The 14636-nt window shown below is 68.9% G+C and carries 9 protein-coding genes; 7 read left to right on the top strand and 2 right to left on the bottom strand.

All coding sequences use genetic code 11. From position 1 onward, the window contains the following. The first annotated feature begins 12 nt into the window (after positions 1-12). The 5 genes from ACN0V4_RS05995 to ACN0V4_RS05975 are packed head-to-tail and all read left to right on the top strand — an operon-like array spanning position 13 to position 8620. The gene (locus ACN0V4_RS05995) at positions 13-1149 is read left to right on the top strand and encodes an acyl-CoA dehydrogenase family protein (RefSeq protein ID WP_417674022.1); all 1137 of its coding nucleotides are present in this window, start codon (positions 13-15) and stop codon (positions 1147-1149) included. Positions 1150-1159: 10 nt separating this feature from the next. Then, complete coding sequence (locus ACN0V4_RS05990) at positions 1160-2320, top strand: CaiB/BaiF CoA transferase family protein (protein WP_417674020.1); 1161 nt, start codon at positions 1160-1162, stop codon at positions 2318-2320. A gap of 22 nt (positions 2321-2342) precedes the next feature. Next, positions 2343-3497 (top strand): ABC transporter substrate-binding protein, encoded by a 1155-nt coding sequence (locus tag ACN0V4_RS05985; RefSeq protein ID WP_417674018.1) that lies wholly within the window; start codon positions 2343-2345, stop codon positions 3495-3497. A gap of 57 nt (positions 3498-3554) precedes the next feature. Continuing rightward, positions 3555-5162, top strand: a complete 1608-nt coding sequence (locus ACN0V4_RS05980; protein WP_417674016.1) for an AMP-binding protein — start codon at positions 3555-3557, stop codon at positions 5160-5162. Further along, a complete protein-coding gene (locus ACN0V4_RS05975; protein WP_417674014.1) occupies positions 5156-8620 on the top strand; it encodes an indolepyruvate ferredoxin oxidoreductase family protein in 3465 nt (1154 codons plus the stop codon). The genes ACN0V4_RS05980 and ACN0V4_RS05975 overlap by 7 nt, the downstream gene beginning before the upstream one ends. A gap of 139 nt (positions 8621-8759) precedes the next feature. Here the strand turns inward: ACN0V4_RS05975 and ACN0V4_RS05970 are convergent, their stop codons facing one another. Both ACN0V4_RS05970 and mprF read right to left on the bottom strand, forming a co-directional pair. Further along, a complete protein-coding gene (locus tag ACN0V4_RS05970) occupies positions 8760-8996 on the bottom strand; it encodes a phosphatidylglycerol lysyltransferase domain-containing protein (protein WP_417674828.1) in 237 nt (78 codons plus the stop codon). After that, a complete protein-coding gene (gene mprF / locus ACN0V4_RS05965; RefSeq protein ID WP_417674012.1) occupies positions 8920-11337 on the bottom strand; it encodes a bifunctional lysylphosphatidylglycerol flippase/synthetase MprF in 2418 nt (805 codons plus the stop codon). Before mprF ends, ACN0V4_RS05970 begins: the two co-directional genes overlap by 77 nt. 348 nt (positions 11338-11685) lie before the next feature. On the opposite strand from mprF, the gene ACN0V4_RS05960 reads away from it, so the two are divergent. Further along, a complete protein-coding gene (locus ACN0V4_RS05960; RefSeq protein WP_417674010.1) occupies positions 11686-13710 on the top strand; it encodes a bifunctional DedA family/phosphatase PAP2 family protein in 2025 nt (674 codons plus the stop codon). An 83-nt stretch (positions 13711-13793) separates the two neighbouring features. After that, positions 13794-14585: an AraC family ligand binding domain-containing protein gene (locus tag ACN0V4_RS05955; RefSeq protein ID WP_417674008.1), complete on the top strand. Its 792-nt coding sequence runs from the start codon at positions 13794-13796 to the stop codon at positions 14583-14585. Positions 14586-14636 lie beyond the last annotated feature (51 nt).

Genomic DNA, 14636 nt, shown 5'->3' with positions numbered 1-14636 from the left:
AGGAGGAGAGAGATGAACGAGATGGCACAGAACTGGGATACCTACCAAGCGTTCCGCGACACGGTGCGACGCATCGCGCGCGACAAGATCGAACCGCTGGCGGCCGAGCTTGACCGCACCGGCGGCCCGCCCGAGGCCCAATTCGCGATCTTCCGCGACACCGGCCTGCTGGGTCTGGGCCTGCCCGAGGAATACGGCGGCGGCGGCGGCGATCTGATGGCGCAGGTCATCGCGGTCGAGGAAATGGGACGGGTCTGCTCGTCTTCGGCGCTGACGATGACGCTGGGCTGGGGCACGCTCGACCCGCTGGTCCGCGATGGGTCCGAAGAACTGAAGCGGCAGATCATCCCACCGGTCGCCGCCGGCGAGCTGAAGACCGCCTGGTGCATCACCGAACCGCAGGGCGGCACCGACATGGCCGGCATGACCACCCGCGCGGTGGCCGAGGGCGACACATGGGTGCTGAACGGCACCAAGCGGTTCATCACCAATGCCGGCTGGGCCGATTGGTATCTGGTCGTCACCCGTACCGAGGGCGATGAATTCGGCGTCTTCATGGTGCACCGCGACGATCCCGGCATCAGCTTTGGCGAGAACGAGCAGAAGATGGGGCTCAAGGGCTCCCCCACCGCCGATGTGATCTTCGACAATTGCCGCATTCCGCTGGGCCGCGTGGTCGGCGGGCCGACCGGCGGCATGGCGCGGATGAGCCGGTCGCTGACCCATTCGCGCCCGGTGATCGCCGGTCAGGCGCTTGGCGTGGCGCAGGGCGCGCTGGATCAGGCGGTGGCCTATGTCAAGCAACGCAAGTCGATGGGCAAGCCCTTAGCGCGCTATCAGCTGATCCAGGAGAAGATCGGCGACATGACCATCCGGGTCGAAAGCGCCCGCGCCCTGCTCTATCGCGCGGTCGACTTCTCGCTGCGCGAGCAACCCGAGGCGCGCCAGCTCGCCTCGATGGCCAAGGCCGCCTGTTCCGATGCGGCGATGTCGGTGGCGGTGGACGCGGTGCAGCTGCATGGCGGCTATGGTTATCTGCGCGACTATCCGGTCGAGCGGATGATGCGCGACGCCAAGATCACCCAGATCTACGAGGGCACCAATGAAATCCAGCGGCTGATCGTCGCCAAGCATGTCCTGTCGGACTGAGGCGGTGAGGATGGATAAGGGAGTTCTCGACGGGCTTCTCGTCATCGACATGAGCGAGGTCTATCAAGGCCCGCTCGCCGCCCAGATCCTCGGCGATTTCGGTGCCGACGTGATCAAGGTGGAACGTGCCGGCAGCGGCGAGGTATTGCGCAGCTCCGACCCCGCCTCGGTCCAGAAGGGGATGATGAGCAGCCATTTCGCCGCCGCCAACCGCAACAAGCGCTCGATCGCGCTCGATGCGAAATCGGCCGAGGATATGGCGATGCTGATGGGCCTGCTGGCCCGCGCCGACGTGCTGATCCACAACTTCCGCCCCGGCGTGGCCGAGCGGCTGGGGATCGGATACGAGACGCTGCGCGCGCTGAACCCGCGGCTGATCTATGCCTGGGCCTCGGGCTTTGGCGAAACCGGGCCCTTGTCGAAGGCGGGCGGTCAGGATCTGATCATCCAGTCGCTGTCGGGGATGGCGCGCGAATCCGCCGGTGCCGACGGGCTGCCGCATTTCGTCAACCCGCCGGCGATCGACTATGCCTCGGGTCAGACGCTGGTGCAGGGCATCCTGCTGGCGCTTCTCGGCCGACAGAAGACCGGCCAGGGCCAACGGGTGGCGATCAACCTGCTCGACACCGCGGTGGCGATCCAGAGCCTCGAGGCCGCCACCACGCTGATGCATGGGACCACCACCAAATGGTTCGATCTGGCGCCGAACTTCGTGTTCGAGACCCGCGACGGCTTTCTGACCGTGCTGGGCTTCTTCCGCGAGAACCCGCTGCGGCTGCTCTGTCAGGCGCTGGATCTGCCCGACGCCAGCACCGCGCCGCATCTGGCGACGCCGGAGGATCAGCGCCAGCACCGGGAAGAGATCCGGGCGCTGCTGGGCGATGCCTTCCGCGCCCTGAGCACGGCCGAGGCGCATGCCCGCGTCGCCGCGCAGGATCTGCTCTGCGCCCCGGCGCAAAGCCTGGCCGAGGCGCTGGCGCATCCGCAGATCGCCGCCAACGGATTGCTGATCGACGCCACCCTGCCCGGAGGAGAGCAGGTGCGGCTGGTGGGCAACCCGCTGACCCTGTCAGACACCCCCGCCCGGCTGCGGCGCGACCCGCCGGCGCTCGACGCCGACCGGGCGGAGATTCTCGACTGGCTTAACAACGACCCGTCGCGCCAAGCGTGACATTTCTTCAGGGAGGAGACCCATGAAACAGACTCTGATCCGGGCGCTGCGCGCGCTCGGCACCGCCACGGCGGCCGCAGTGATCGCCACCGGCCCGCTCGCCGCCGAAGAAAAGGCGCCGCTCAAGATCGGCCTGCTGCTCAGCCTCAGCGGCCCGGCGGCGCCCTTCGGCATTCCCGAACGCGACGCGGTTCTGGCACTGGCCGCCCAGACCAACGCGCAAGGAGGAGTGAACGGCCATCCGGTCCAGCTGTTCATCTATGACGATGCCACCAACCCGACCGAGGCCGCCCGCGGCATGCGCCAGCTGACGATGCAGGAAAAGGTGCAGGCGGTGATCGGCTCCACCATCGGCAGCGGCACGCTGGCCGCCGGCCCGATCGCGGCGCAGGCGCAGGTGCCGGTGCTGGCCCCCAACGGCACCGATGCGGTGGTCTCGAAGGACCAGAAGTTCTTTCCCTGGGTCTTCCGCACCCTGCCCAGCGACACGCTGATCGGCGAGGCCTTCCTGAAGCGCGCGCTGGCCGGCGGCGCCAAGAAGGTGGCGCTGTTCTATCAGGAAGACGCCTATGGCAAGGGCATGCACGACCGGCTGGACCATGACGCCGCCGCGCTGGGGATCGAACTGGTCGCCTCCGTCTCGGCGCCGCTCTCGGCCACCGATGTGACGCCGCAGGCGACCCGCATCCGCAACGCCGAACCCGATGTGGTGCTGATCCAGGCCTCGGCCCCGGCGCTTGGCGCCTCCTTCGTGCGGGCGGCCAAGCAGGTCGGGCTTGAGGCACCGATCTGGGCGCAGGGCGCGCTGGCACAACAAAGCTTCATCGACGCCTCCGGCCCCGCGGGCGAGGGCGTGCATCTGATCATGATCGCCAACTGGGCCGATCCGACGCCCGAGCTGAAGGGCTTCGCCGATCTGCTGAGCGCCGCCGGCACCCCGCCGCAGGGCTTTGGCGAGATCATCGCCGCCAATGCCTATCACGCCATCATCGCCGCCGCGCAGAAGGTCGAGGGCGATCTGACCGGCCCGGCGCTGCGCGACGCGCTGGAAACCGTCTGCAAGATCGACGCCTATACCGAGGGCTTCGGCTGCTATGGCCCCGACGACCACGAGGGCTGGACCAGCGAGGCGATGCAGCCGGCGGTGATCCGCGACGGCAAGTTCATGCGACCCTGAGCCCTGCGGGCCGGGGCGCCAGCCCCGGCCCTGTCCAATCCAGCGGTGGATGACCCGATGACATCACAGCAAGATACCTGGACCCTCGGTCGCGCGCTTGCCGACCGGGCCGGGAGCGATCCGGACCGGATCTTCATGGATTTCGTGGACGGCCCCAGCCTGACCTATGGCGCCGCCCATGACCTGGCGCAGCGGGTCGCCGGCGGCCTGCTGGCCGAAGGCATCGGCCCCGGCGATCGCGTGGTGGTCATGCTGCCCAACGGGCCCGAGGCGATCACCGCCTGGCTGGCGCTTGGTCATCTCGGCGCGGTCGAGGTCTGCCTGAACACCGCCTATCGCGGCCAGCCGCTGACCCATGCGCTGACCGCCTGCGAGGCGCGAGTGATGATCGTCGAGGCCGCCTATCTGCCGGCGCTGGCCGAGGTCGATCTGGCCGCCGCCGGCATCATCCGGCTGATCGTGGCGGGCGAGGCCCCCGCCGGCGCAACCCGTTGGCAGGATCTGCTCTCTGCCCCGCCGCTGGTCACCCCGCCGCAGCCGGTGCGCGGGCGTGATGCGGCCTCGATCCTTTTCACCTCGGGCACCACCGGGCCGGCGAAACCGGTGATCCTGACCCATGCGCAGAACTACCTGACCGCGACCGAGACCGTGCGCCGCTTCGGCATGACGGCCGAGGACACCTCCTATTGCTTTCACCCGCTCTTTCACATGGCGGGCAAGTTCATGGCGATCTACGGCACGCTGATCGCCGGCGCCCGCATCGTGCTGGACCGCCAGTTCGACCCGGCGCGCTGGTCGGAACGGCTGTGCCAGTTCGGCGCCACGCTGGCCTATGGCCACGGCCCGATGATCGAGATGATCCATGCCGCCCCGCCCACGCCCCATGACGCGCAAAACACCGTCCGCCGGGTGCTGAGCGCCCCCTTCCCGCGCCAGATCGCCGAGGATTTCGAGGCCCGCTTCGGGCTCGAAGGGATGGAATGCTGGGGCATGACCGAAATCGGCATCGTCGCCTGGGCCGATGCCGACAGCCCGCGCGGCAGTTGCGGCAAGGTCAGCGAATTCTATGACCTGCGGATCGCCGATCCCGACAGCGACGAAGAGCTGCCCCTGGGCCGCACTGGCGAGATCCTGGTGCGGCCGCGGCTGCCCTGGATCACCTTCCAAGGCTATCACGGCATGGCCGAGGCCACCGTCGACGCCTGGCGCAACCTGTGGCTTCACACCGGCGACATGGGCCGGCTGGATCGGGACGGCAACCTGTGGTTTGCCGACCGGGTCAAGGACCGCATCCGCCGGCGGGCCGAGAATATCTCCTCTTTCGAGATCGAGGCCGCCGCGCTGCGCCATCCGGGCGTGGCCGAGGCCGCCGCCGTCGGCGTCGCCTCGAGCTTCGAGGGGGACGACGACATCAAGCTCTGCCTCGTGCCGCGTGCCGGGGCGACGGTCGATCCCGTCGAACTGCTCTGCCATCTGGCCGGGCTGCTGCCGCATTACATGATCCCCCGCTACATCGACCTGCGCGACAGCCTGCCGCGGTCGAACACCAACAAGATCCGCAAGACCGAATTGCGCGAGGCCGGCGCGCCGCCCCCCGTCTGGGACCGGCAGGCCGCCGGGCTGTCGGTGCGCACCCTATACCGAGAGGAATCCAAACCATGCTGATGCAGGACGTCACGCTCGACGACAAATACACCCTCGACCGGGGCCGCGTCTTCGTGACCGGCGCCCAGGCGCTGGCACGGCTGCCGATGCTGCAACGCGACCGCGACGTGATCGCCGGGCTGAACACCGCCGGCTTCATCTCGGGTTATCGCGGCTCGCCGCTGGGCACCTATGACATGGCGCTGTGGAAGGCCGAAAAGCACCTGAGCGCGGCGCAGATCAAGTTCCAGCCCGGGCTGAACGAGGATCTGGCTGCCACTGCCATCTGGGGCACCCAGCAGGTCGGCCTGGGCGGACGATCGGATTACGATGGCGTCTTCGGCATCTGGTACGGCAAGGGGCCGGGGGTGGACCGATCGGGCGATGTGTTCAAGCACGGCAACCTGGCGGGCACCTCGCCCCACGGCGGGGTTCTGGTGCTGTTCGGCGACGACCCGGTCGCCAAATCCTCGACCATCGCACATCAAAGCGAACCGGGGCTGATCGCCGCCGGCATCCCCGTGTTCGATCCCGCCTCGATCCAGGAATATCTGGACTTCGGCCTGATGGCCTTCGCGCTGTCGCGCTATGCCGGGGTCTGGGTCGGGATGAAATGCATCACCGATATCGTCGAAGGCTCTGCCTCGGTCACCGTCGACCCGCTGGCGCAGAACTTTGTCGCGCCCCAGGATTTCACCCTGCCGGAAGAGGGCGTGCATATCCGCCACCCTGACTGGGCGCTGGATCAGGAAAAGCGGCTGGTACAGATCCGCATGCCCGCCGTGCTGGCCTATATCCGCGCCAACGGCTGGAACCGGGTGACCCATGCCGCCCCGGCCCGCCGGCTGGGGATCGTGGCCGCCGGCAAGTCCTGGGCCGACCTGATGGGGGCGCTGGACGAGTTGGGTCTTGATGCCGCCGCGCTCGACACGCTGGGGATCAGCATCTTCAAACCGGCGGTGACCTGGCCGCTGGAACCCGAGGGGGTCAAGGACTTCGCCAAGGGGCACGACACCCTGCTGGTGATCGAGGAGAAACGCCCGCTGATCGAGGATCAGGTCGCCCGCATTCTCTATGAGCAGGACGACCGGCCGCAGATCCTCGGCAAGCACGACCGCGGCGGCCAGCCGCTGTTCCCGGCCGAGGGCGAGCTGTCGGTGCAGCTGGTCGGCCGCCTGCTGGCCGGCCTGCTGCGCACCGAGGCGCCCGAGGCACTGCGGGTGCGGCTGGAACGCGCGCTGCAATCCGAGCCGCTGCCCGCCCCGGCCACCGGGCCGCGGATGCCCTGGTTCTGCGCCGGCTGCCCGCATAATACCTCGACCAAGGTGCCGGAGGGCAGCCGCGCCTTCGCCGGCATCGGCTGCCATACCATGGCACTGCTGATGCCGAACCGGCGCACCGAAAGCTTTACCCAGATGGGCGGCGAAGGGGCGCAATGGATCGGCCAGGCGCCGTTTTCCAAGGATAAGCACGTGTTCCAGAACCTGGGCGACGGCACCTATTGCCACTCGGGCTCGCTGGCGATCCGCGCCGCCGTCGCGGCGGGGGTGAACATCACCTACAAGATCCTGTTCAACGACGCGGTGGCGATGACCGGCGGCCAACCCTCGGACAAGCCGCAGACGCCCTGGGGCATCACGAGGCAGGTCGCGGCCGAAGGCGTGAAGACCATCGTCGTGGTCAGCGATAACCCCGCGGCCTATCCGTCCGCGACCCCCTGGGCCGAGGGGGTGACCATCCGCCCACGCGAGGAGCTGGACGCGGTGCAGCGCGAGCTGCGCGAGGTCGAGGGCACCTCGGTCCTCCTCTACGATCAGACCTGTGCGGCCGAGAAGCGGCGCCGGCGCAAGCGCGGCAGCTTTCCCGATCCGGCCAAACGCATCTTCATCAACCCCGCCGTCTGCGAAGGCTGCGGCGATTGCGGGGTGAAATCCAACTGCGTCGCGGTGCGCCCGCTGGAAACCGAGTTCGGCCGCAAGCGGCAGATCGACCAATCGAGCTGCAACAAGGATTTCTCCTGCGTCAACGGCTTCTGCCCCAGCTTCGTGACGGTGCATGGCGCCGAGCCGAAGAAACCCGACACCGCCAAGACCGACACCAGCGGCGCGCTGGAGCAGGCGCTCGCCAGCCTGCCGGACCCCGCCCTGCCGACATTGACCAGAGATTACAACATCCTCGTCACCGGCATCGGCGGCACCGGCGTGGTGACCATCGGCGCGCTGCTGGGGATGGCGGCGCATCTGTCGGGCTATGGCACCTCGGTGCTCGACCAGACCGGGCTGGCGCAGAAGAACGGCGCGGTGACCAGCCACGTGCGGCTGGGCCCCGATGCCGCGGCGCTGCACGGCACCCGCATTCCGGCGGGGCATACCGATCTGGTGATCGGCTGCGACATGGTGGTGGCCGCCGGCGCCGACGCGATGAAGCTTTACGGCCATGGTCGCACCCGTGCGGTGCTGAACGATCACCTCACCCCGCTGGCGAGCTTCGCGCTCGACCCCGACCAGAAACAGGAAAGCCAGCCGATGCTGACCTCGCTGTCGCTGATGCTGGGAGAGGAGGCGGTGCTGCCCACTGCTTCGTCCCGCCTGGCCGAGGCGCTCTTGGGGGACGCGATCTATGCCAACCCCTTCCTGCTGGGATTCGCCTGGCAGAAAGGGCTGATCCCGCTGGACCGCGAGGCGCTGGAACAGGCGATCCGGCTGAATGGCGTGGCGATCGCCCGGAACCTGAGCGCCTTCGGCTGGGGTCGTGTCGCCGCCGAACGGCCCGCGGTGATCGCCGCGCTGACCAGCCCGGCAGAGCAGCCGGCGGTGCCGGTGCTGCCGCAGACGCTGGCGCAGCTTGTCGCCCATCGCTCGGCCCATCTGACCGCCTATCAGAACGCGACCCTGGCGAAACGCTATGCCGACCGGGTGGAACGGGTGCGGGCGCTGGAGGCGCAGCTGCTGCCCGGCCAGCAGGATCTGGCCCGGGCGGTCGCCTGGAACTATGCCAAGCTGCTGGCCTACAAGGACGAATACGAGGTCGCCCGGCTCTATGCCGATCCAGCCTTCCGGCAGGCGCTGGCCGAAACCTTCGAGATGCCGAAGAAGCTGACGGTGCATCTGGCGCCACCCTTGCTGGCGAAACCCGATCCCGTCACCGGCGAGCCGCGCAAACGCGAATACGGTCCCTGGATGTTGCGCAGCTTCGGCCTTCTGGCCAAGCTGAAGGGGCTGCGCGGCACCGCCTTCGACCCCTTCGGGCGGGGCGAGGACCGCAAGATCGAGCGCAGGCTGATCCGCGACTATGAAACCGCGTTGGACCGGCTGGAAACCACCCTGACGCCCGAGACGGCGGCGGATTGGCTGGCCTTCCTGAAGCTGCCCGAGGCGATCCGCGGCTTCGGCCCGGTCAAGCTGCGAACCATCGCGGCGCAGGCCGATGCGCGGGCCGAGCTGGAACGCAAACTGGGTCTCCCCCGCGCCGACACCTGACGGGCATCCGTCAGGCAAGGCGCTGCAAGGTGTGGGGGCTGGCGCAACGGGTCCAGCCCCCACACCCAAAATCCCCAAGTCAATTCCCTTGGCCAAGTTCCTGGGCCAAGTTCCTGGGCGGGCACGGTGAGGACGGGGCCTAGTCCTGCCGGGTCTTCAGGCTTTTGGTGACCCCGCCGCCGATCAGCGCGACAAGATCGGCGGCCACCGCCACCAGATTGGCCCGCGGCGGCACCGCCACATAGATCGGTTGCCACTCAGGATCGAACTTTTCCTTGAAGGCGCGCAGCCCCTCGAAATTATAGAATTGCCCGCCGTGGCGATAGACCAGCGCCCCCAGCTGGGTGCTCAGCCGGGCGCCCCGCCGCGCCTCCAGCCCCGAGAGCGGCGCGTTGCCCAGGCTGAATTCCGCGTGCCCCCTCTGCCTTGAAGTGCAGCAACAGCTCGATGAACAGGAATTCCATCACCCCCGAAGGCGCATCGTCCACATGGCGCATCAGGTCGATCGTGGCGCGCCGCTTGCGGTCGGTCACCCAGAGGTTGGCGAAGGCGACGACCCGGCCCTGGTAACGGATCAGGGCGATCGGCGTCCGGTTCAGATAGTCGGGATCGAAGGCGCCCACGGAAAACCCCTTTTCGCCCCCCGACTTGGCCGCGAGCCAAGCGTCCGAGATCGCCTTGAGCTCGACCAGCAGCTCTGGCGCATGGGGTGGTTGCAGCACCTCGAACCCCAGCCCGTCGCGCAGCGCCCGGTTATGCGTCGTCCGCAACCGCTTGTGCGAACTGCCCTCGAGGCTGAAAGCCCCGAGATCGACGATCGCCTCTTCTCCCAGCTTGTGCAGCACCAGCCCCATGTCGATCCAGATGGGCGCGCTGTCACCCGATACCGAATAGAACACCGGCCGCGCGTTGGCGGCATAGGCGGCGTCATGGAATTCCCAGGCCAGCGGGGCAATCTCGTCAGGCCGACCGACGGGTTCGTGCAGCGCCACCCAGCTTCGCCCCTGGGCGCGATACATCAGAAAGCTTTCACCGCTGGAGGAGAACAGCAGCGACTTGTCGCCGGTCAGCGCCACATTCGCCTCGGGGTCGGTTCCGGCCCGCACGATGGTCTCGGCGCGCGCCAGATCCTCCGCCGTCGGCAGAACCTCGGCCAGCCGCGCCGGCCGCAGGGCATAGCGCAGCAGCAAGAGGCCGATCACCACCAACCCCACCAGCGCCGCCCTGAGCGCCCGCGGCGCCGTCTTGTCCGAGGCGAACTGCCACCACAGATCGTTGCTGTAGGGCGTCGCCTTGTGCGAGAAGAAGAGCACCGCCAGCAAGGTTCCCCCGAGGCAGAGCAACAGCAGGCTCCAGCGCAGGCTCAGGATATTCCGGGTCAACCGCGTCGCCCGGTAGAATTCGCGCCGCGTCGGCAACAGCGCCAGGGCGGCAAGCGCGAGGAGCGCCGCCCGGTCGTAATCGAGCCCATGCGCCAGGCTGGCGACCGCGCCGGCCACCAGCACCACCATGGAAAGCCACCAGGCCCCCTCGAGCCGCGCCAGCAACCCATGCGCGATCACCAGCAGGCAGGCGCCCAGCGCGCTCGACATCAATGCGCCGCCCTCGATGAAGGTGAGCGGCAGGACCAGCTCCAGCCGTTCGGCCCAGGCATTGGTCGGCGGGATCAGACTGGCGATCATCATCATGGCGCCGGCGGCAAAGACCATCGCCGCCATCGCCAGCGGGCTGAGCGCGCTGATCGCACGAAACACCGGGGCGAGCATCGCGCGGACCGGGCCGGAGGCCATCCGCAATTCGGCCAGCGCCAGCAGGATCAGCGCCAGCGCGAAGGGCACCAGATAATAGATCAGGCGGAACAACAGCAGCCCGGCGGCCGCCTCGCCCACCTGCACCGTGGGGGGCAGCGCGGCGATGATCACGGTTTCAAAGACGCCGATACCACCCGGCACATGCGACACCACCCCGGCCATCACCGCAACCGCGAAGACCGCGAGGAAGGTGGCAAACCCCACCCCGTCCGACGGCAGCAGCAGATAGAGCGCGAGCGCCGAGAACAGGGTTTCGGCGGCGGTGAACACGAATTGCCCCGCCATCAGACCCGGCGCCGGCGCGCGCAGCGTCAGCCCCCGCACCGTCAGCGATCCGCCGCGCAGCGACAGCGCCAGCAACAGCCCCAGGCAGGTGGCGAGGAACACGATACCGCCCCAGCGCACCATCGGCGCCGGCCAGGGGATCAGCGTCTCCAGCGCATGCGGATGCCAGGCCAGGGCGCCAATCCCGATGCTGATCACGCCGACGCCGAAGGCGATCGAACCGAAGACGGAAATCCCCGCGATATCCAGCGCCGAAAGGCCCAGCGCCGAATAGATCCGATAGCGTACCGCGCCCCCGGTCACCGGTCCGGCGCCCACCGTATTGCCGACGGCATAGCCCAGGAAGCCGCCGGCGGCGATCACCGGAAACGGCAGCTTGCGCCCGATATAGCGCAGCGCCGACCAGTCATAGCCGATCAGCGCCGCATAACCGCCGAGCGTGCACAGCAGCGCCAGCGCGATGGCCCCGGCCGAGGTGGCGCGGATCATCCCCATCACCTCATCCAGATGCACCGGCGCCAGCAGCCGATAGAGCGACCAGGCCCCCAGCGAGAAAAGCGCCGCGGTCACAAGATAGGGCAGCAACAGCCTTGCCCGGGCGCGGGTGGTGGTCTTGCTCAATGCTCGGTCCTCCATTTCCCCGTGGAATGCCACGAGGGCCGCAGTGCGATCAATGCCTCTCCGCCGCTGCCGGGCCCACCTGCGGCAGAGCGCACCGCGGAGCGCCCCGGGAGGGAACCGCCGGCGCCCTCGCCGGCCCCGTGACCCCGATGCCGGGCAGGCCCATCGCTTTCGTGATCGGCACCACGAGCGATCCGGTGGTCGAACCGCTTGTTCCGAACTATAGAGCAATTGTAACCCCTTCGACGCGGAGGTTTCCTCCCTGCCGTGGGGCGTTGCTCCTCCTCGTGCCGCCCCGGGCAGGTGCCCACGCCACAGCGATGCCCCTTGAACAAGAGCTTCTGCCCGATGTCCTCCTTCGCCTCTCATATCCTGCCCGCGCTCGATTCCTTCGGCATCTGGTCCTATTGGATCGTCGGCCTTGCCGCCTTTCTCGAAGGCTGGTGGGTCACCGGGGTGATGGCACCGGGCACGCTTGTCGTCGATGCCGGCGGCGCGCTGGTCCGGCTGGGGCATCTCGATTTCTTCGACCTCACCTGGTTCGTCGCCATCGGCGCCATGCTGGGCGGCGAGGCGAGCTGGCACAGCGGCCGCTGGCTGGGCGCCCGCATCCGGCTGCCACAGAACCGCGCCTTTTTCCGCGCCGAGGAGCTGATCCGCAGGCATGGGCCGCTGGCGCTGGTGATCGGCCGGTTTCTCGGCCCGGTGGCGAGCCTGGCCGCCCTCGCCGCCGCCCTGTCGGGAATGGATCGCCGCCGGTTCGTGATCTGGAACATCATCAGCGGCATCGTCTATGCGCTGGTCCATGTCGCGATCGGCTATCTGGTCGGCGATGTGCTGGCCCGGCTCACCCCCTATCTGCCGCGGCTCATTCCGCCGCTCGGGCTGCTGGCGGCGGTGATCCTGGTGACCTGGGCGATCACCCGGCAGGCACGCCGTGGCGCGCCCTTGCTGCGCGCCACGCTGACCGCCCTGCGCCAGCGCGTCGCCACCTGGCCGCCGGTGGTGCGCTTCGGCATGGCGCATCCGCGAACGGCGAATTTCATCGCCGACAGGCTCGATCCCGGCCATGGCGGCGGCCTGCTCGCCACCGGCATCGCCATCCTGCTGATCTATCTGATTGCCCTGCTGGTCGATGGGACACTGGATCTGGCCCTGGTGCCGGCCACCGGAGAGCTTGACCAGCGGGTCTCGAACCTTGCCCATGCCTATTGGTCGCCCCTGGGGCTGGAGGTGGCGGCCTGGGTCACCCAATTGGGGCGGGTGCCGGTGGCGGCGCTGGTGGCGGTGGGGACGGTCACCGGCCTCGCGCTCTTTGGCCGGCGCGCGGCGGCATTCGGGCTGGCCGGCGCCGTGCTGGGCAATTCGCTCACCGTGACGCTGCTCAAGCTGGCCTTCGGCCGTGAACGGCCCGAGCTCGCCTATTTCCTCGAAACCTCGAACAGCTTCCCCTCCGGCCACGCCGCGATCTCGGTCGCGCTTTATGGCAGCCTGGCGCTGATGCTCTGGCGCGAAAGGCTGATCGGCCCGACCACCGCCATCGTCGGCGGCGTCGGCCTGGCCATCGGAATCGGCCTGACACGCATCTACCTGATCGAACATTACCTCTCCGACGTGCTGAACGGCTGGATCGTCGGAACCATCTGGATGGTGATCGGCCTGGCCATCGCCGAAGGCGTGCGGCGGCGCGGCCCCGCGGTCGGCACGGCGCGCCATGTCACCGGCATCGCGGTGATGATCGCCTGTTTCGGCGCCGCCGGCTGGGTCGCCGTCCACCACCGCCCGAGCCCGGCCGAACGCAGCCTGGAGCCGCCGGCCGCGATCGCCGATCTGCCCGCCGCCATCGGCACCGACAGGCTCCCGCTCGAGGTCGTTACCCTTGGCGGCGATGCGCTGCCGCCGGTCTCCGCCGTCTCTGCCGGCCTCAGCGTGGCGCAGATCGCGGATCGGCTGATCGCAAATGGCTGGCTCAGGGTTCCGGCCCCGGATGTGGTCTCGGTGGTGGCGGCGCTGCGTCAGGATCTGACCGGCCATCCGAACGCCGGCGCCACCGCCCCGGCGGGCTTCCGCGCCTCGCGCCCCGCCGATGCAACGCTGCACGCGCCGGGGCAGAACACCGTCCTGCGGCTGTGGGAGGCCGGGCAGGATGCGACGGCGGCGCCGATCGTCGCCTGGGCGGTCGCACCCGAGGTGCGCAGCCGCACCTGGTCGGCCGAGGCGGCAACGACGGCGGCGCTTGCCCCCTTCCCGGGTCCGCGCGACCGGCTGTCCCCCGCCCCGTCGGCCGGCACCTCCGACCGCAGCGGAGCGGCAGGGCCGCTGATCCTGTTAAAATCCGATATCGCCACACCCCCGGGAGCAGGCCACGAATGATGCCGAGCCCCCCAGCCAATCGACCAGGCCGAAACGCGGGATCGGATCAGGCGGATCGGCGTGACGCAAAGGATCGGGCGACGATGCGCCGCCTGCCCGAGCTTTACGGCATCGAGACGCTTGCCGCGCGTTACCTGCGGCAGAGCTTCAAGCCGCATGCGCATGACGACTATCTGCTCGGGGTGATCGACGGCGGCGTGCATGCCGTCTGGTGCCGGGGAGAGATGAACCGCGTGCCGCAGGGCTCGGTCGTCACCATGCGGCCGGGTGACGTGCATCACGGCGGCGCCGGCAGCGAAGCCGGCTGGCGGCAGCGGATGATCTATGTCCCCGAGGCCGGGATGCGGGCGCTGCTGTCCGACATCCTTGATCGCGAGCCTCGCGGCACGCTGGATTTCCGCGCCGCCTTCCATCGCCGCCCTGAACTTGCGCGGCAGATCGCCACCCTGCACGGCGTTCTGCATGACGCGCCGCAGCCGCTGGCGCGGGACGTCGCCCTGGATACCCTGCTGGGGGCGCTGCTGCGGCACCTGATGCCACAGGCGACACTGCCGACCACCGGGCCAACCGGGCGCATCGCCGATGCGCTGGACTATCTCGACAGCCGGCTCGACGACAATGTGACACTGGCCGAGCTCTGCGCCGTCACCGGGTTGCGGCGCCGGCAGACCATCGCCGCCTTCCACCGGGCCACCGGGCTGCCGCCCCACGCCTGGCATCTCCAGCGAAGGATCGAGCGGGTAAAGCACCTGCTGCGCGACGGCATGCCGCCAGCCTTGGCCGCCGCCGAGACGGGCTTTGCCGACCAGAGCCACATGGGGCGCCATTTCGCCGCCATCGTCGGCGTCACCCCCGCGGCTTATGCCCGCGGCTGAGACCGCACTTTCGTTCTATCCCGCCGCGCGGCGGATGACCTAGGCCGCAGC

Source organism: Pseudodonghicola sp. (genome assembly GCF_048268305.1).
Taxonomy (GTDB): Bacteria; Pseudomonadota; Alphaproteobacteria; order Rhodobacterales; family Rhodobacteraceae; genus Pseudodonghicola.
This window is presented reverse-complemented; position numbering and strand designations above follow the sequence as displayed.

Bases quoted from the DNA above. Each gene is read 5' to 3' on its own strand.
- ACN0V4_RS05990 (WP_417674020.1), top strand. From the start codon at position 1,160: ATGGATAAGGGAGTTCTCGACGGGCTTCTCGTCATCGACATGAGCGAG.
- ACN0V4_RS05975 (WP_417674014.1), top strand. From the start codon at position 5,156: ATGCTGATGCAGGACGTCACGCTCGACGACAAATACACCCTCGACCGG.
- ACN0V4_RS05980 (WP_417674016.1), top strand. From the start codon at position 3,555: ATGACATCACAGCAAGATACCTGGACCCTCGGTCGCGCGCTTGCCGAC.
- ACN0V4_RS05955 (WP_417674008.1), top strand. From the start codon at position 13,794: ATGCGCCGCCTGCCCGAGCTTTACGGCATCGAGACGCTTGCCGCGCGT.
- ACN0V4_RS05985 (WP_417674018.1), top strand. From the start codon at position 2,343: ATGAAACAGACTCTGATCCGGGCGCTGCGCGCGCTCGGCACCGCCACG.
- ACN0V4_RS05995 (WP_417674022.1), top strand. From the start codon at position 13: ATGAACGAGATGGCACAGAACTGGGATACCTACCAAGCGTTCCGCGAC.
- ACN0V4_RS05960 (WP_417674010.1), top strand. From the start codon at position 11,686: ATGTCCTCCTTCGCCTCTCATATCCTGCCCGCGCTCGATTCCTTCGGC.